This is a genomic window from Lysinibacillus sp. UBA5994, from assembly GCF_002429725.1.
Taxonomy (GTDB): domain Bacteria; phylum Bacillota; class Bacilli; order Bacillales_A; family Planococcaceae; genus Lysinibacillus; species Lysinibacillus capsici.
Window position 1 is genome coordinate 1 of record NZ_DJAU01000005.1, and the last position, 18078, is coordinate 18078.

Annotated in this window: 16 protein-coding genes and 2 riboswitches; of the genes, 2 read left to right on the plus strand and 14 right to left on the minus strand. The window is 37.4% G+C overall.

Going from position 1 to position 18078, the window contains the following annotated elements:
• Positions 1–277: 277 nt before the first annotated feature.
• From B3D98_RS01645 to B3D98_RS01710, 14 genes are all read right to left on the minus strand, one after another.
• Entirely contained in the window at positions 278–1579 is a 1302-nt protein-coding gene (locus tag B3D98_RS01645) for an NCS2 family permease (RefSeq protein WP_004230532.1), read from the minus strand.
• 131 nt (positions 1580–1710) lie between these two features.
• Positions 1711–1812, minus strand: a riboswitch (purine riboswitch).
• A gap of 209 nt (positions 1813–2021) precedes the next feature.
• The gene (locus tag B3D98_RS01650; RefSeq protein WP_288579946.1) at positions 2022–2690 is read right to left on the minus strand and encodes an MOSC domain-containing protein; all 669 of its coding nucleotides are present in this window, start codon (positions 2688–2690) and stop codon (positions 2022–2024) included.
• A 175-nt stretch (positions 2691–2865) separates the two neighbouring features.
• Positions 2866–4419, minus strand: a complete 1554-nt coding sequence (gene guaA, locus B3D98_RS01655; protein ID WP_036076059.1) for a glutamine-hydrolyzing GMP synthase — start codon at positions 4417–4419, stop codon at positions 2866–2868.
• A gap of 155 nt (positions 4420–4574) precedes the next feature.
• Positions 4575–4676: riboswitch (purine riboswitch) on the minus strand.
• 32 nt (positions 4677–4708) lie between these two features.
• Complete coding sequence (locus B3D98_RS01660) at positions 4709–6892, minus strand: DUF4129 domain-containing transglutaminase family protein (protein WP_288579947.1); 2184 nt, start codon at positions 6890–6892, stop codon at positions 4709–4711.
• Positions 6889–8070: a DUF58 domain-containing protein gene (locus B3D98_RS01665; RefSeq protein WP_103118862.1), complete on the minus strand. Its 1182-nt coding sequence runs from the start codon at positions 8068–8070 to the stop codon at positions 6889–6891. The genes B3D98_RS01660 and B3D98_RS01665 overlap by 4 nt, the downstream gene beginning before the upstream one ends.
• Positions 8067–9011, minus strand: coding sequence for an AAA family ATPase (locus B3D98_RS01670; protein ID WP_048395021.1), 945 nt, complete (start codon positions 9009–9011; stop codon positions 8067–8069). The genes B3D98_RS01665 and B3D98_RS01670 overlap by 4 nt, the downstream gene beginning before the upstream one ends.
• A 194-nt stretch (positions 9012–9205) precedes the next feature.
• Entirely contained in the window at positions 9206–9886 is a 681-nt protein-coding gene (locus B3D98_RS01675) for an ABC transporter ATP-binding protein (RefSeq protein ID WP_103118863.1), read from the minus strand.
• Positions 9883–10683, minus strand: coding sequence for an ABC transporter permease (locus B3D98_RS01680; protein WP_279496392.1), 801 nt, complete (start codon positions 10681–10683; stop codon positions 9883–9885). Before B3D98_RS01680 ends, B3D98_RS01675 begins: the two co-directional genes overlap by 4 nt.
• Positions 10683–11135, minus strand: coding sequence for a nitrous oxide reductase accessory protein NosL (locus B3D98_RS01685; protein WP_288579949.1), 453 nt, complete (start codon positions 11133–11135; stop codon positions 10683–10685). The genes B3D98_RS01680 and B3D98_RS01685 overlap by 1 nt, the downstream gene beginning before the upstream one ends.
• Positions 11132–12403, minus strand: a complete 1272-nt coding sequence (locus B3D98_RS01690) for a NosD domain-containing protein (RefSeq protein ID WP_288579950.1) — start codon at positions 12401–12403, stop codon at positions 11132–11134. The genes B3D98_RS01685 and B3D98_RS01690 overlap by 4 nt, the downstream gene beginning before the upstream one ends.
• A 58-nt stretch (positions 12404–12461) precedes the next feature.
• Positions 12462–13085 (minus strand): nitrous oxide reductase accessory protein NosL, encoded by a 624-nt coding sequence (locus B3D98_RS01695; protein WP_257962257.1) that lies wholly within the window; start codon positions 13083–13085, stop codon positions 12462–12464.
• Between the two features lie 205 nt (positions 13086–13290).
• Positions 13291–13611, minus strand: coding sequence for an NAD synthetase (locus B3D98_RS01700; RefSeq protein ID WP_066038124.1), 321 nt, complete (start codon positions 13609–13611; stop codon positions 13291–13293).
• A 159-nt stretch (positions 13612–13770) separates the two neighbouring features.
• Positions 13771–14595, minus strand: coding sequence for an ammonia-dependent NAD(+) synthetase (nadE, locus tag B3D98_RS01705; RefSeq protein WP_048395002.1), 825 nt, complete (start codon positions 14593–14595; stop codon positions 13771–13773).
• Between the two features lie 18 nt (positions 14596–14613).
• Entirely contained in the window at positions 14614–16074 is a 1461-nt protein-coding gene (locus B3D98_RS01710) for a nicotinate phosphoribosyltransferase (protein ID WP_082148178.1), read from the minus strand.
• A 312-nt stretch (positions 16075–16386) separates the two neighbouring features.
• Here B3D98_RS01710 and B3D98_RS01715 point away from each other — a divergent pair, with 312 nt between their 5' ends.
• Positions 16387–16728, plus strand: coding sequence for a P-II family nitrogen regulator (locus tag B3D98_RS01715; RefSeq protein ID WP_016995352.1), 342 nt, complete (start codon positions 16387–16389; stop codon positions 16726–16728).
• Positions 16729–16742: 14 nt separating this feature from the next.
• Positions 16743–18041 carry an ammonium transporter gene (locus B3D98_RS01720; protein ID WP_016995351.1) on the plus strand — a complete coding sequence of 433 codons (1299 nt, stop codon included), beginning with the start codon at positions 16743–16745 and terminating at the stop codon, positions 18039–18041.
• Positions 18042–18078 lie beyond the last annotated feature (37 nt).

Below are 18078 nucleotides of genomic sequence, written 5' to 3' on the forward strand. Positions count from 1 at the left end.
AAGTAACTTTTTATAATTTAACATATTGTCAACTCGTTGTCAACTGTTTATGTTAATATTTTTTAAGTTGTTCGTTTATTTCGTAACAACGTGTTTAAATATATCATCATAAATTTAAGTTTGCAAGTGTTTCATTAAAGTAAAACTATTCGCATTATTTAAAACCGAGTTTCTTCTATATAAATGTAAAAATAATACCTTCTTTTATTTTGGATCAATCAATAAAAAACACCTCTAATTGTTAGCAACTTACTAACAATTAAAGGTGTCTGTTTAACTAACGTACCCAAATGAAGTATGCAAGGAAAACAAAGAATAGACCATACATCATTGGGTGAATTTCTTTTTTACGACCTGCTAATAACATTGTAATTGGGTAGAATACAAAGCCGATTGCAATACCAGTAGCAATTGAATAACCAAGTGGCATCATTAATACTGTAAAGAATGCAGGTACTGCTATTTCGAATTTGTCCCAATCAATTAAGCGTAAGGACGATACCATTAGTACCCCTACGATTACTAAAGCTGGAGCAGTAACTGCTGGTGTTACCACTGCAAGTAATGGTGAGAAGAATAATGCAACTAAGAACAGTACCGCTGTTACGACTGCTGAAAATCCTGAACGAGCGCCTGCAGCAACTCCAGAAGTTGACTCTACGTACGCTGTTGTTGTTGACGTACCAAATAAAGAACCGATAGTTGTTGCTAGTGCATCTGCCATTAAGGCACGTCCTGCACGCGGTAATTTATTATCTTTTACTAAACCTGCTTGTGTCGCTACAGCCATTAAAGTACCAGCTGTATCAAAGAAATCAACAAACAAGAATGTTAACACTACTACTAAAAACTTCACGTTAAATAATGTACCGAAGTCACCAAGTGGTTCTAGTGCTACCATGAATGTAGAATCTACACTTGGAATAGCTGATACAACGGCTGTCGGAGGATCAATGATACCTGTGATCATCCCAATAACTGCAGTAATCACCATCCCTAAGAAAATACCGATACTGCGCAATTTAATAATAAGAATAACTGAAAGAATAATTCCGAATACCGCTAATAATGTAGCGCCTGTGAAACTTCCTAAAGTGACTAAAGTAGCTGGGCTATCGACAATGATCCCTGCTCCTTGTAAACCAACAAAAGTTATAAATAAACCAATACCTGCAGAAACTGCATATTTAAGTTGTACTGGTATAGCATTAATAACAGTTTCGCGGATACCAGTTAAAGATAAAATAATAAAGATAATCCCTGAGAAGAACACGCCTGTTAAACCAGTTTGCCACGGAATACCGTATGCTCCGACTACAGTAAATGCAAAGAATGCATTTAACCCCATCCCAGGAGCAAGTGAAATCGGGAACTTAGCGAAAATCCCCATAATCAAAGAACCGACTGCTGCTGCTAATGCTGTTGCTACGAAAACAGCACCTTTATCCATTCCTGCATTTTCTAGAATACCTGGGTTAACAGCTAGAATATATGCCATTGCAAGGAAGGTTGTAATACCGCCTATTATTTCGCGGCGATAATTAGTTCCTAATTCATCGAACATGAAATATTTTTTCATTATCAAAAAATCCTCCGTGTGGTCGTCTTCAATATCGAAAACAAAAAAGACACGCTGACTACTCTACTAGTCGCATGTCTACGATATATTTCATCACAATTAGTGTGTGAAACAAATTAGTGTTTATACATTTATGTATAAACCTAAATCGTAGTCAAGTTATTTACGGTAACTTGGTAGAAACTCACGGGCCTTATCCCCGACATTATACGACGACGTATTTAATTTACATTCGTAATATATCATTTCGTTTTTTAGATTTCAACCCTATTTCCGAACATTTTTCTAAAAAGAAATGCGAAAGTTCGTGTAAAATTCTTATTTAATGTTCAGGTTCTCTTAAATGTATTACTAAAGAGGCTTTGTACTGAACATTTCAGCAATTAGTTTAAAGAAAAAATCCCCTAGAAATTCTAGAGGATCCTTCTTTTGAACGTATGTTTTAACTCATCACTTTACTTTGCAAGACTTGAATTCTTTTTTCTAATTTTTCTTTCCAATCTTCTGCTAATGCATCTACTGCTTGTATTTGTTTCATAGCGATTGCATCATTGTTTTTGAAGTACACTTCATTGCAATACAAAACAGAGATACGTGCAGGATGCTTTTCTACAAGCTCAATTGTTGAATCTGCACAGATTGTCCCTTCTTCAAGTACACGCGCAAGGAAACCTGTATAGCCTGTTTCGATTAAACGTTTGAGTAATGTGTTTGCCTCGATATATCTGTCAATCGTACTACATGGAATACGTCCCTGTGTAATTTGAATGACAGCATCTCCAATTTTATAAATATCACCAATACACACATCTGCTTCTAACATATTTGTTACGGTTAAATTTTCGCCAAATGCAGCAACGGGTAACGTTTTTCCAAGTTCCTGTTCCCATTGTATGTAATGCTCCGCAGGATATAAACAAACTGCTCGATCAGGGCCACCGTGATGTTTTTTATCTGCCACATCATCCCCTTCAAAGCCTTGAGAGGACAAATAAACTTCTTGCACTCGTTGCTTTTCAATCCCTGTAATCATTGAACGTCCTTTACTATCAACCAATTCTTTTGGCATCCCAACCGTTAATGTATGAATCATTGGTTTATTTTTCTCCATTTAAATCCCCCCCTAATCTGAATAGTATAATTTCTTGTGCATTCATTTAGTTTACTACATACAACACTTTACCAGCAATTTTTGCAGTTGAGATACTTCATTAAGCCATAAATTCAGAAGGAAATAAATCAAAAAAAGCCCTAAAAACCTCTCAGGGCTTTTAGGGCTTTTGCTATTATTCCCACTCAATCGTTGCTGGTGGCTTAGATGTAATATCATACAGCACGCGGTTCACGTGTTTTACTTCGTTTACAAGGCGGACGGAGATTTTCTCTAGTACATCCCAAGGAATACGTGCCCAGTCAGAAGTCATACCGTCGATAGATGTAACGGCACGGATACCGATTGCATAGTCATACGTACGAGCATCGCCCATTACACCAACTGAACGGATATCAGGTAATACCGTAAAATATTGCCAAATGTCACGATCAAGGCCAGCTTTTGCAATTTCTTCACGTAGAATGAAATCAGATTCGCGAACGATTTCTAATTTTTCTTCTGTTACTTCACCAAGTACACGGATACCTAATCCAGGACCTGGGAACGGTTGACGCCAAACGATTTTTTCGTCTAGTCCAAGCTCTAAGCCTAGCGCACGTACTTCATCTTTAAATAAAGTTTTCAGTGGCTCAATTAGTTGGAATTGCATATCTTCAGGAAGACCACCAACATTATGGTGTGATTTGATTGTTTGTGCAGTTGAAGTACCAGATTCAATAATATCTGTGTAAAGAGTTCCTTGTGCTAAGAAATCCATACCTTCAAGCTTAGATGCCTCTTCATCAAATACATAAATGAATTCATTACCGATAATTTTACGTTTTTTCTCTGGATCAGAAACCCCAGCAAGTTTGTCCATGAATCGTTTACGTGCATCAATTTTAATAAGATTCATGTCAAAGTCTTCTGTGAATGTTTTCATTACTTGTTCAACTTCGCCTTTACGGTTTAAGTTGTGGTCTACGAACATACAAGTTAATTGATCGCCTATTGCTTTATGGATTAACACCGCTACCACTGATGAGTCTACACCACCAGAAAGAGCACATAATACTTTTTTATCGCCAACGATTTCACGAATTTTTGCAATTTCAAGCTCAATGAAGTTTGCCATTGACCAATCGCCTTTCGCTTCACAGATGTCGAATACGAATTGACGTAATAGATCATTACCATATACAGAGTGACGTACTTCTGGATGGAATTGTACAGCATATAGTTTACGTTCAACGTTTGCCATTGCAGCAATCGGACAAGATGCACTAGTTGCGATGACTTCAAATCCAGCTGGAACTTCTGTTACATGGTCACCATGGCTCATCCAAACGATTTGTTCTGTAGGTAATTCACCAAATAATTTGTTTGGTGTTGTTACTTGAATTTCGGCTTTACCATACTCGCGTGTTTCAGCACCTTCAACTTTACCGCCGTTTGTATGGGCCATTAATTGCATACCATAGCAAATACCTAAAATCGGTAAACCTAATTCGAAGATAGCTGGATCCACATGAAAGGCATTTTCATCATAAACAGAGTTTGGACCACCTGAGAAAATAATACCTGTTGCGTTCATATCTTTAATTTCTTCTGCAGTTACCGTATGCGGATGTAATTCACTGAAAACACCAAATTCACGAATACGACGTGTAATTAATTGGTTAAATTGGCTACCGAAGTCTAGTACAACGATTTTTTCTTGCTCTTTTAATAAAGGGCTAGCTGTCAAAATTTCCACCTCTTCTATTATTTTTAAAGGATTTTTCATGTGTTCAAAGAAAAACGCGAAGAAAGTAAAAAAACTTTCTACGCGTTCATAAGCTCTTGAATATTGATAAAGGCGAATGCGTAGCAAAGTAAAGTGATTTACTATACTTTTCACCTAACGAAAACATCCGCCTTCATAGAGAAATCATTTAAGGTGATTTCGTAGAAACATCCGAACCCTATTATCGAACTTATATGAAAGCAATCCTTGCATTTAATTTTTTTCATTTTACTCTTTGTCTACGTTAAAATCAACTGATAGTGCGATTGATTAAATATTCCCAACTTTCTTTCAGCTTCACAAAATCAACATCTTCTTTGTCTTTCCCATAAATATGTTGCTCGTAGACTACCGTCAGCTTTTGCATTTCATCTGTTTCTAATGCTGAATCTACACGCTCTGCGAATGCACTTAACGTTTCTCCATCTTTTCTGCGCAAACCAATACGAGATAATTGCTTCAGTAAAACATGGTAGGAAGAATCGAAATTTGACCAATCCGCTACTTTTTTACGGTATGCTCGAACATGCATCTTAGGAATCCACGTTTTACGCTGTAAGAATAAAGAAATACCTGTGATTATTAATAATACAACAATTATCACCCAAACATAGGCAAACTTTTTCATCCATAACCACATTGCATCAAAGCTAAATGTTGATTTTGTCTGTTCCTTCTCGGTTACCTGTTCTTGCGGTTGTGGCTGCTCGGGTTTTCGTTCTGGCTGCGCCACTTCCTCCTCATCAGACGCATCTAACGGAATATCATAATCGATGTTAACATTCCCAGAAAAGCCGATTGTAGGCTCAAACTCCATCCATCCCGTTCCAGGTATAAAAGCTTCTACCCATGAGTGCGCATTGTCATTCGTGATGCGATATTCGCGTAATCCATCTGACATAGGTCCTGCAGTCCCAGGTGCAAAGCCTTTCACCCATCTAGCTGGGATTCCTACTGAGCGTAAAAGTACCACCATTGAAGTGGAGAAATTATCACAATACCCAACTTTTGTATCGAACAAAAATTGATCGACATAATCCTGATTTTCACCAGGAATGGCAGCTTGCGTTTTATCGTACTTAAAACCATTTGTTCTAAAATAACTTTCTACAGCCTTAATTTGTTCATAAACCGTATCTTTCTTTTGCGTTATTTCAGACGCTAAGTCCCTTACACGCTGAGGAAGTTGGTTAGGTAACTGCAAAAATCGATCAAAGGAAGAATCCATTGTTTCAAGTGTTGCTGGATATGACAATTGGAGCTGCTCCATACTATAAACAGGCTCACTATAAGACAATGAATAGTTTGATAATGATTTCGATTCCCCTACCTGTTGTTCTATATTCATTTTTTCAGTCTGCTCATCTTGAATAAATAAAGTGGAATCTTGAGCCGAAACAGAAAGCATACCATATGTTTGAATTAAAAATGGCATTGGAACAGCAATATCTAATTGAATCTGACGTTCACTTTCGGGCGGCCCTACTTGTAAAGAAGTCAGAATGGGTGTATTTGACTCATAAACATTTTTCCCAAAGTTCCCCTCTGAAACAATCCAACCTTTTGACGTATACGTATCTTTTGTTTCAATACGCCAATAATGACGATCACGGGAAGAGGCAGTGAATATTAAAGTATTATCTCCTTGGAACGGACCACCTAACTGACTATCATCCTGGCTATAACCAACTGATTTTTGACCATTTCCATTTCCGTCTTGTCCAGTAACCCCTTGGATAAACGGCACCGGATCTGCCCATGTTGGCCCAGTCTTTGGTAAAAAGTATGCTACAGAACTAACGAGTAATACAGATACTAGCATGGGAATAACAATTTTCCATTTCTCCATTACCGTACTTGTAGTTTCTACTTGAAGCCATAGGCGCTTGACAAAAAGAACACCTGTCATGATTAATCCTAAAACAACAACTTTTACAATTGCCGCTTTACCGTCATAGTCACTAAATGTATCCAAAGTAGCAATAAAGAATACGGTCATGGCAAAGAAGTAGAATATATTTTTTCGCACCGAAACCCAATGGTGAATTAAATAGACCAGCATCCAAATCAATACAAGAAATAACACTGTTCTGAAAACATCTGAAACCTGTCCAAAGTCACCTGTTAGAATCGTGGCCATGTTCCCTCTCCATTCAGCCAATAAAAAAGGCAATGTATCACCAGATAATACAGGACTAGGGCTATAGATAAAAACGACAAACCAGGTAATATAACCAAACTTCACTAATCCTGATAATAAAGGATGTACGCGGAAAAGACTTAGCGCTAAAGACATACCGATAAACACTAAGAAAAGATGCATCCCACCTGTATTCGTTAATTGCATAATGGGAATAAGCCATTCACGCAAAATGAAAAATACAATAACATAAGCTATGGCTAATTCTAAAAATTCTCCTAATGATTGCTTCACGGTCTTATCACCTCCGTGAATAAATGATAGAAATCTGCTGGATTTACATAAATAACTTGTATATGTTTATACCGCATCGCAAGCTCAGATTGCACTGGTTGCTGCTTTGCCACTACAAAACAAATACAGCTTTTCACTATATTCGCAAGAGTATGTAGGAATTCATCTGAAACATCACTTGTCACATAAAGCAGTGTTGCAACTTGTTTAAAGGCTTGTTGGTCATGAAATCGAAACTTGACATTCTCTGTAGGTTTTATCGCAGCTAAATGATACATGACTTGATCTAAATGCTTGTCACCCTGTATAGCTGGGAATACTTTCGTCATTGCTCCAGCAGAAATAAATGATAAATCTCCTCGTTCCTGAACGATCATTTGTAGCATTGAAGCTACTAACTCTACTTTTTCTTCAAACATCGAGGATTTTGTAGCGTCTAGCACTAACATTAGTTCAGATGATTGTCGATCCTCAAATTCCTTAGACTGTAACTTTTGTGTACGTGCAAATGATTTCCAATGAATCCACGAAAAACGATCTCCTGGAACGTACTCTCGTAATCCAACAGCCATCGATGTGTCCTTCACAATAGAGTATGGAGACATCATCAAGCCAACATCATATTTTGTTTGAAGCGCAGCATATTTCATCTCTTGTACTCTTGGGTAAACTAAAATAGTTTGGTCCTTTTCTGCTACGACAACCTTTTTAGCCCAGCCAAAAAAATCATAGAAAACAATTGTAACACCTAGGTAACGATGTTCACCACGTGGCATATTTTCCAATTCATATTGCCAGCTAAAGGTTTTTTTAAATCCAACGAACTTAATGGCATTCGCATTTTGTATTTTAGCTTGCACTAATCCCTCACTATCCACAAGTTCCTCCATTACGATATAGGCAAATGGAAAACGTGTTTTACGTTCTATCGTAATAAGCACCTTCGCTGATTGACCTCGTTCTATATGAATCGGGTCAATCTTGCGTTCGATTAGTAAAATATCTTCTCTAACGACAAAGAAAATGAATGCATATACTAAAAATGGGCTAACCGTAAAAAATACAAACCAGCTCACAAACCCACCTTGGAACATTGCATAACAAAATGTTATGATCATCAAGAAAGCGATTAATAGGAAATGTTTACTTTTTTCTACAAAAGCTTTCCATTGCCTCATTGTTCTGCAAACCTCTTTGTCGGAACTGGTGTTTTAGCAATGATCCGCTGGATAATTTCGTCTGCTGTCACGTTATCATAGCGTGCATCTGGTTTTAAAACTAAACGATGATTAAAAACAAATGGCACTAAATATTGAACATCATCAGGGGTAACATAGCTTCGTCCTTTTAAAAATGCGTAAGCTTGAGAAGCTTTCATTAGCGCTATTGTGGCACGTGGACTCACACCTAAATAGACATAATTATTTTCTCTTGTTAGGGTAGCAAGCTCCACCATATAATTTTTAACAGAATCTTCTACATACACACCTTGAACAAGTTCCTGTAATTCGATTAATTGCGCTACCGATAATACTGCTTCGATTTTTTCAATGGCTTTACCATTCTCAGCTCTTCGTAAAATTTCAACCTCTTGCCCCCTAGATGGATAGCCCATTTTTATCTTTAAGAGAAATCGATCTAGTTGTGCTTCAGGTAAAGGATAGGTACCTTCATGTTCAATCGGGTTTTGTGTAGCCATCACAAAAAATGGCTGATTGATCATCAGCGTTTTCCCATCAATTGTAACAGAAGCCTCTTCCATCCCCTCTAACAACGCTGATTGAGTTTTCGGTGACGTTCGGTTAATTTCATCGGCTAATACAACATCCCCCATGATTGGCCCTGGACGAAATTCAAACTCCATTGTTTTGGGATTATAAATAGAAATACCGACTACATCTGATGGCAATAGATCTGGCGTAAATTGAATACGCTTAAATTGTGCATCAAACGATTTTGCAAGTGCTCGCACCATCATTGTCTTTCCTACTCCAGGTACATCCTCCAATAAAACATGTCCCCTTGCTAATAATGCGACAATACTGAGCTCAGCAACTTCTCTTTTACCAATCATTACCTTTTCTATATTTTCTAAAACATTCTGTATTTGAGCATTCATTAATCGAAAAGCCTCCCATTCCATCAAGCAATTGTGTGAATTGCAAGCAAACTTAATCTAAGCATAGCGAAATCTGTCTTGTAAAACAATTATCTGAAACTTCTACTTCCTACGAACATTCATAAAAAAGGCTTGTTTGATAACATCCAAACAAGCCTAATCCTTATTATATAACGTCATTAACCATTAGAATGTTACAAATTCAATCTTTTTAACCATATTTCTTCTAAAGATGTAGAATTTTCTTGCAAGAAAATTTCAGATATCGCCCCAGAAATGATAATTTCACCTTCATGTAAAACTAATACATCATCTGCTATTTCTTCAGCAAAAGATAGCAAATGAGTAGAGAAGATAACGGTATTGCCTTTTTTCTTCTCCTCCAACATCATGTTTTTCAACTGTGCTATCCAAAAGGGATCTAGACCATTCGTTGGCTCATCTAAAATTAACAATGACCCGTTACCAAGTAAGCTCTGGGCTAGGTTTAGCCGTTGGAGCATCCCTTTGGAAAAGTGTTTAGCTCTTTGCTTCCGAACATCCCACAAGGAAACACGCTTCAGTACATTCTCTTGCTCATATTTATCTACTTGTTTTAAAGATGCCAACAGCTCTAATATTTCAGCTGCAGTTAGCATAGTTGGAAAGTTTACATCATCAGGCATAAAACGGATTGTTTGTGGTTGATGCCATATTATTTCACCAGATTGCTGTTTCTCTTGACCCGTTAACAAACGAATCAAAGTACTCTTTCCAGCCCCGTTTCCTCCAACCAATGCAAGAATTCGACCAGCTTGCAGCTGAAAGGAGGCTTCTTTTAATCCTCTATCATTTTCATAAACCTTAGCTACATTTTTTCCCTCTAACAGAATCATCGCCGCTCCCCCTCCTTTAACAGCTTCGTAGCAAGCATTAACGGTAGTACAATCCAGAGTATTGTTATTATTCCATACCCCACCTGACCAAGCGGTGATAAGTAAAACCTCGTTACATCATAAAAGGCTGGACCAAGCACACTAGCTTGATTACTAAATATAAAATAGCCGAAGCGCAGCCATTCTACTGGATTAATATGTATCGTTATGATGATGAGCTTTTGTAAAAGATGCCCTGAAACAACTGCACCTATCGCCATTAAAGCATAAGAAATGAGCAATAAAAGAAAGGACCATACTACAAGTGATAATGCAAGTGCAAATAATCTTGTTTTTGCAAATACCCCTAGCAAGATTCCTAAAGACACAAAGATAATAATACATAATAGCGTAAGAATAACTAAAACAATTGGTAACCGTACCCCACCTAGTAACCCACCTACGGTTAATACAAAACCAAATGCCACTACTATTACTAATAAAAACGCAAGTACCGTAGCTACATATTTGCCTGTAATATATTGCTTCCGCTTCATAGGGTATGTTTTTAATAACGATAACCAACCTGATTCTATATCACCAGCTATACTCATACTACCAATGGTGAGGATAAATAGCGGCAGCAGAAATAATAACACACTTAAAAATGATGCAGTTTGACGTGTAAAGCCTTCAATATCTGGTAAAGCCATTTGTTGAATGACGACTATGGCAACGAAAACAAACGTAAACAGAAAGGCTACTAGTTGCATCCATCGACTTCTTAAAATCTGCTTCAGCTCTATTTTTACAAACATCACTCATGAATCCCCCAATTCAATGTCAGCAAATCACGATAGGCAAATAGTTGACCTTCTTCTTCATCATTCATCCATTCTTTGGCTTCGTCTTTTGTAGCAAATGCAATAACACCATAGTTCATCGGCGTCCAATAATTTTTGTTGTACACATAAATCGCTTTATAAACGTCAATCCATTCATTCGTTGCTTTATTTTTAATATAGGCTGCTCCCACTTCACCATCGCCATTTAGCTCAATGTAATCCATTAAGCATCCAATATCATCAAAAATCTCATAGTCTCCATTTTTCAAAACAATTTGCCCTGCGTATTCATTATGAACAATACTCATATTACAAACTTTACAAACATCTGTTTCACTATTGATTTCACGTGGATGGTATGTTTTTTCACCACAGCCTCCTAAAATAATGCCACATATAATTAGTATCATTATCCATCTAGTCACACTCGTATCCCCCTTTTCCAAAGCCATAAACTTCCCATAAACACGATAAAACCAATCACTAATTGTAAGATATTTAATGAAAACTCTATCTCTTTCATATTGCTCAGTAATTTTGGTTCATTATCTACCAGTAGATTTCGTTCTGTTTTATTAATCTGTTGATCTAGTGATGTCAGGATAACAACGCTTGGTGATGCCACAAAAAATTGATAAACTGGCTTTCTCACCATCCATTGTCCAAAACTCGATACAGCCACATATGGAACATCTCCAAAACCATCACCTGTAACATCTAGCCCTGTATAATCATCATAAAAATTATGAATTAAACGTAATCCCCGATTGTCTGACCTTGCTGTTAATATATTGCCTGTAAACTGATTATCCATAATGATCGAACGCTCATCGACTTTTGTACCTTCTAATGCAGTTTGATTCATCTGAAAGCGATTTCCTTGTATTTGAAACACTGAACTCTTCTGCAACGCTACCCCTACACGATTATGCAGAAAGCTATTTTCTCTCACCATTGCCTCCTGTGTGTCATACATCATAAGTCCATAACTATTGAAGCCATTATGAGCACTAATTGTATTACTACTTATTTCTAAATTAGTAGTCATCATCACCATAAGACCTGTAACATTCTGTAAATATGTATTGAACAACACCTTCACATTACTTGAATACATAAAATGTGTTCCATAACGGCTATTTGTTACCTTGTTTCGCTGTACATCTATTCGCGTCCCTTCTTCAACATATATACCATCCTGGACTCGTTCGATCGTATTTTGATCGATCACGACATCTTCACTTTTAAAAACCGCAATTCCATTTCCTTTTTCAGCAAAGTGAGATTCATTTCCAATGATCCTATTTTCTAAAATTCGAATATGCCTTGATTGTTGAAGATGTATACCAACTCGGATATCTTTTAGTTCAATAGCTCTTAGCTCTAAATTATCCGCCTCATTAGCAACAATTCCTTTATTTTTTGCTGTTATTCTTATATTTTCTATGGAAACATTCGTTGCATGTTCAATTTTTAATGCAGGTTCATCATTTTGGGCATAAAGCTCAGTCCCTTTTTGTCCGTACAGTTTGATCGGTTTCTTCACAATGAAATTCCCTTGGTAACGACCAGCAGGAATATGAATACTATCTCCAGCTTTTGCTTGATCGATAGCATATTGGATATCAAATTCCGCATACGCCGTTTGACTGGTAAATAGAAAAAACAAAAAGAACAACATGATTTGCTTCATCACTTTCCACCTCCTCATTCAGCAAGAAAAGACTAGAGGATTTCCCCTAGTCTATGATTTAATGACCGTGCCCTTCTTGATTCATCTCATTCGAATGCATAGAACCGGATGCATCTTTTTCATCCTCAGCCTTTTTTTGCATCATTTTCTTACGTCTCTCCAATGCATCATCTTTAATTTTTTGTAGTTCCTCCACATAAGCTTTCGAATTTTCTTGCATATATTTATCTGCTTCAGCCTTGTCCACGAAATAAATATAGCCCCAGTTCATCGGAGATTTCAGCTCTGTTTTTATAATTGTTACATCTTCAATCTTTGCCCAATCTTTCGACACAAAATCACGTACAAATTTTTCGTTTTTTTCTTCATTAGCAACCTCTGCATTTAATAAACAGCCAATATCGTCATAAAAAGCGATTGTTCCATCTTCTTTTATTGCCTGTGCTGAAAATACACCCATCTCATGGTCTTTCATATAAACTTTCATATTACACATTTCACAAGTTGTCTCTTCTTCTGGCTCTTGTAACCGTGTATCTACTAATGAAGCAACTTGCACGGTTTCTGATTCATTTTTCGTAACTTCTTGCTCAATTTCCGTTTCTTCTACCTGTTTTTTTTCGCTACCACAAGCTGCAAGTACAAATAATAATATTAGTGCAGGTAACCATAATTTTTTCACAACTTTATCCTCCAAGTTTAGTTTTTTGTTGCCACCTCCTACATTACAGATTAGTTGTGAAATTAGTTAAAAATCGCTGTGAAGAAATGGAAAAATTACCTTGAACATTCCATGAACATCTTCACTTCAAATATTTTGAATTTAGCACTTTCATTTACTTCCCCTCAAAAATAAAAACTCTCCACACTGATGTGGAGAGTTTGGCTTATATGGAAGACCGGTAACTATTGAGACGCTTCTTTTGTTTGTTTAAACGACTGAGCTTTAATGCCGTTTCATTTAATTCACGGCGAATTTCCAAATCACTAGCGCTATCTATATGGATAGGTGTAATCGGTTGCTGCTGTTGTGAATTTATAGAAATAGTTGTTGAATTGTACGTCTTCTCTTTATTTTTTTGTAATCTATTCCGAAATTGCTTTTGTGGATTTTGCCCAAAGTTATGGCTGAGATCACCAGCATGTAAATACTGTTGTTCCTGCCGAAAAACACTACTTGTCGTTGCACTCACTCTAGAAGTCCTCATAAAAAGTTACCCTCCCCTACATTTTATTATCCTTATAGGTAATTATATCGACATTATATGCCGACAATTAACAACATAGAACCATAATACATAAAAAAAGAGCGAAAAGAGCTATTTTTAAAAGTGAAACCACTTTCTTTATAACCCTTTTCGCTCATCTCACTTCCAAAAATCATCAAATATTGTAATTGGCATATGACGTTTATGTTGGGAACGCAAATAATACCCTTCTAATCTTTGGCGAGGTTCTTCTGGAATTTCTTTCCCCTCTAAATAATCATCTATTTGATCATACGACACACCTAGCGCCACTTCGTCTGGCAATGAGGGACGATCTTCTTCTAAGTCTGCTGTAGGCACCTTTTTATAAAGATGCTCAGGGCATTGAAGTTCTGCTAACAATTGCTTTCCTTGTCGTTTATTTAAACGAAAGATTGGCATTAAGTCTGCTCCACCATCACCAAACTTTGTATAGAAGCCTGTAATAGCTTCCGCAGCATGATCTGTTCCTAATACAACCGCTCCATTCATTGCAGCAATTGAATATTGGACCTTCATACGCTCACGAGCCTTTTCATTCCCTTTCACAAAGTCATTCAGCTCAACCCCCGCATTTGTTAGAGCTCTCACACTAGCATCCACTGCGTCTTTTATATTTACTGTATAAACCTTCGTTGGCTTTATATAATCAATGGCATCTTGGCAATCCTGTTCATCAGCTTGTACGCCATATGGTAATCGTACAGCGAAAAACGAATACTTCATTTCTCCCTCTTCTGCATTTAATTCATCAATAGCCAACTGCGCTAGTTTTCCTGTTAATGTTGAATCTTGACCACCAGAAATACCAAGAACAAAACCTTTTACAAAACTATAGCGTTTTGCATATTCCTTTAAAAAATCAATTGATTTACGTATTTCCCTCTGTACATCAATGTTAGGCAGTACGCGTAATTCCTCAATAATTTGTTGCTGTAAAGTCATTGCACCCGTCACTCCTTTTTACATTCGTTTAACCATCGCATGCACTTCTTCAATATTACGCATCTTATTATCCCAGCATTTTTGACTGAGATCGACCGGATATTCTTCAGGATTCATCGCACGCTTATATTCATCCCACAACAGCTCTAAATTCTCCGCCGCGTAATCACGCATTTCCTCTAATGTAGGGTTTTGATAATTGATCGCTCCATTTTTAATAACATGCTGATGTAAATTTTTTGCTTCAAAATTTGTGACAAACTTTGAGACAAACGTATGAATCGGATGGAACATTTTGATACGTTCCTCAGCTTGAGGATTTTCATCGTGCATTGTGATGTAGTCTCCTTCTGCCTTTCCATTCTTTTTATCGATAATACGATAGACATTTTTCAAGCCTGGCGTTGATACCTTTTCCGCATTAGCTGAGATTTTTATTGTATCTTCAAGTTGCCCTTCGCTATTCTCGATAGCCACCATTTTATATACTGCACCTAACGCAGGCTGGTCGTAAGCTGTAATAAGCTTTGTACCAATTCCCCAAACATCCACTTTTGCTCCTTGAGCTTTTAAATTTAAGATGGTGTATTCATCTAAATCGTTTGAGACAATGATTTTGGCATCATGGAAGCCTGCAGCATCCAACATACGACGAGCTTCTTTTGATAAGAAAGCAATATCGCCGCTATCTAAGCGTATGCCAATAAAATTAATTTTGTCTCCTAGCTCTTTAGCTACTTTAATTGCAGTTGGCACCCCTGATTTCAATGTATTATAAGTATCTACCAAAAACACACAATCGCGATGACGTTTTGCATAAGCATGGAATGCATCATAATCATTTTTATAAGCTTGCACTAATGCATGGGCATGTGTACCAGAGACAGGAATTTTAAAAAGTTTACCTGCTCGAACATTACTTGTGGAAGCAAAACCACCGATAAACGCGGCACGTGTTCCCCAAATAGCAGCATCCATCTCTTGTGCACGCCTTGTACCAAATTCCATTGCCACTTCATTTTTAATAATTTGCTTGATACGGCTAGCCTTTGTAGCAATTAATGTTTGATAGTTAACAATATTAAGTAAGGCTGTTTCAATTAGCTGCGCCTCTACTAATGGAGCTTCAATTCGGACGATTGGTTCATTAGCGAAAACAAGTTCCCCTTCTACCATGGAATACATTTCTCCAGTAAATCGGATGTTCTTTAAATACTGGATAAAGTCATCTTTATAACCTACTTCATCACGTAAATACGCAATATCCGATTCACTAAAATGAAAATCACGTAGATAATCAAGCATTCGCTCTAACCCAGCAAATATGGCATAGCCATTACCAAAAGGTAATTTTCTAAAATACAATTCAAAAACCGCTTTTTTATTATGTATGCCATCCGCCCAGTAGGATTCTGCCATATTGATTTGATATAAGTCTGTGTGTAGCGCTAAGCTATCATCTGCATAGTTTGATCTCAAAAGAAACCCCTTCTTCCGCTTTGATAATTAGTCCTAGTATACACTATATACCCAAATTCTTGCGCATTACATTCCCTCTTGTAGATGTTAGGTTTTCTAACATAAATAGTCAGAAAATTTAGAACTGTACACATTTTAGACACAAATTTTAGTACCGCTTTCATTCCCTTTATAAAAACCTTTTTTCTAAAATACTTCGAGACCAGAAATATTCTGTGTAAACTAACCTTACATAGAATTCAAAAAAACAATTGCACTGTTTTTAATACCGTTTTAACATGTAAATTAAATTTACGCAAGGAGCTGGTACACATGAAAAAAATTGAAGCAATCATTCGTCCTGAAGTTTTTGGAGCTGTTCGGGATGGTCTTGCACAGGAAGGAATTGCGGGGTTAAGCGTTTCTGAAATCGCTGGTTGTGGTCGTCAGCTAGGTCGAACAGGACTCTTCCGCGGCAATACGTATGAAATTGAATTTTTACCTAAATTAAAATTAGAAATGATTGTAGACGATGGCAAAGTTGATGCCATTGTAGAGATTTTATTGCGTGAAGCAGCAACCGGTAAAGTTGGGGACGGGAAGATTTTCATTTATCCAGTAGAACAAGCAATTCGTATCCGAACAAAAGAAGTCGGATCGATTGCAGTAGAATAAAGGGGGCGATATAGATGGATGAAGTACTATTATCTGTTAATTTAATTTGGGTGATGCTTGGCACTATTTTAGTATTCTTTATGCATGCAGGTTTTGCTATGGTTGAGGCTGGATTTACCCGCTCAAAAAATGCAGTCAATATCATCATGAAGAATTTTCTTACCATTTCTCTTGGTGGGATCGTCTATTTTTTATGTGGCTATGCCATTATGTTCGGAGACTCAGTAGGTGGCATTTTCGGCACAAGTGGCTTTGCTTTAAAAGGAGTAGATGATCTTTCTTTCTTTATCTTCCAAACGATGTTTGCTGCAACTGGAGCAACTATTTTATCGGGGGCTGTTGCAGAACGTACTAATATTTTCGCTTATGTTGGAGTTATTATACTTATGTCTTTAGTTGTTTATCCTGTAGTAGGCCACTGGGTTTGGAGTGGTCAAGGTTGGTTAACAGATTTAGGTTTTGTTGATTTTGCTGGCTCGACCGTTGTCCACTTAACAGGGGCTGTTGCAGCATTTGTCGCAGCAGTTATGGTCGGACCTCGACTAGGCAAATATGAAAATGGGCGAGTAAATGTTATTACAGGACACAGCATTCCATTAGGTGCATTAGGCGTATTTTTACTTTGGTTTGGTTGGTTCGGCTTCAATGGCGCTTCTACATTAGCAGCTGATCCAGAGCTAGTTCCTAGTGTTATTGCTAATACGTTTTTTGCAGCTGCAGCTGGTGTCGTTGCCACTGCTTTCTATACAAAATTTCGATACGGACATATCGATGGCTCTCTTACATTAAATGGTGCATTAGCTGGGCTTGTAGGGATTACTGCTGGTGCAGCGAATGTCAGCATTTTTGGCTCACTTATCATTGGTTTAATTGCTGCCCCTTTACTTGTGGAAGGTGTACGCTTCCTAGAGTGGAAGCTAAAAGTTGATGATCCTGTTGGAGCAATTGCTGTTCATGGTATTTGTGGTATTTGGGGAACACTGGCAGTTGGCCTCTTTGATATTGGTGGGCAAGGCTTATTTTATGGTGGGGGTTTTGGTCTATTAGGTATTCAAGCAATCGGCGTTATTGCAACTATTGCTTGGGTTAGTGTATCTGTAGCTGCAGGTTTATTGATCATCAAAGCATTTGTCCCATTACGAGTAACAGCTGAAGAAGAAATTGCTGGATTAGATGTAATGGAACACGGAACGCCTGCCTACGAATACCAAGATATTTTCAAAAGCTCCGCTGTACGAGGCGAAACCTTCGCTCATCGTTTAACACATTTCGGTAAAACGCAGAACAATGTTCAAGAAGAACAACATGTATAGCTAGTTCATCTGCTCCTTTATCTTTGGATAATGGGGC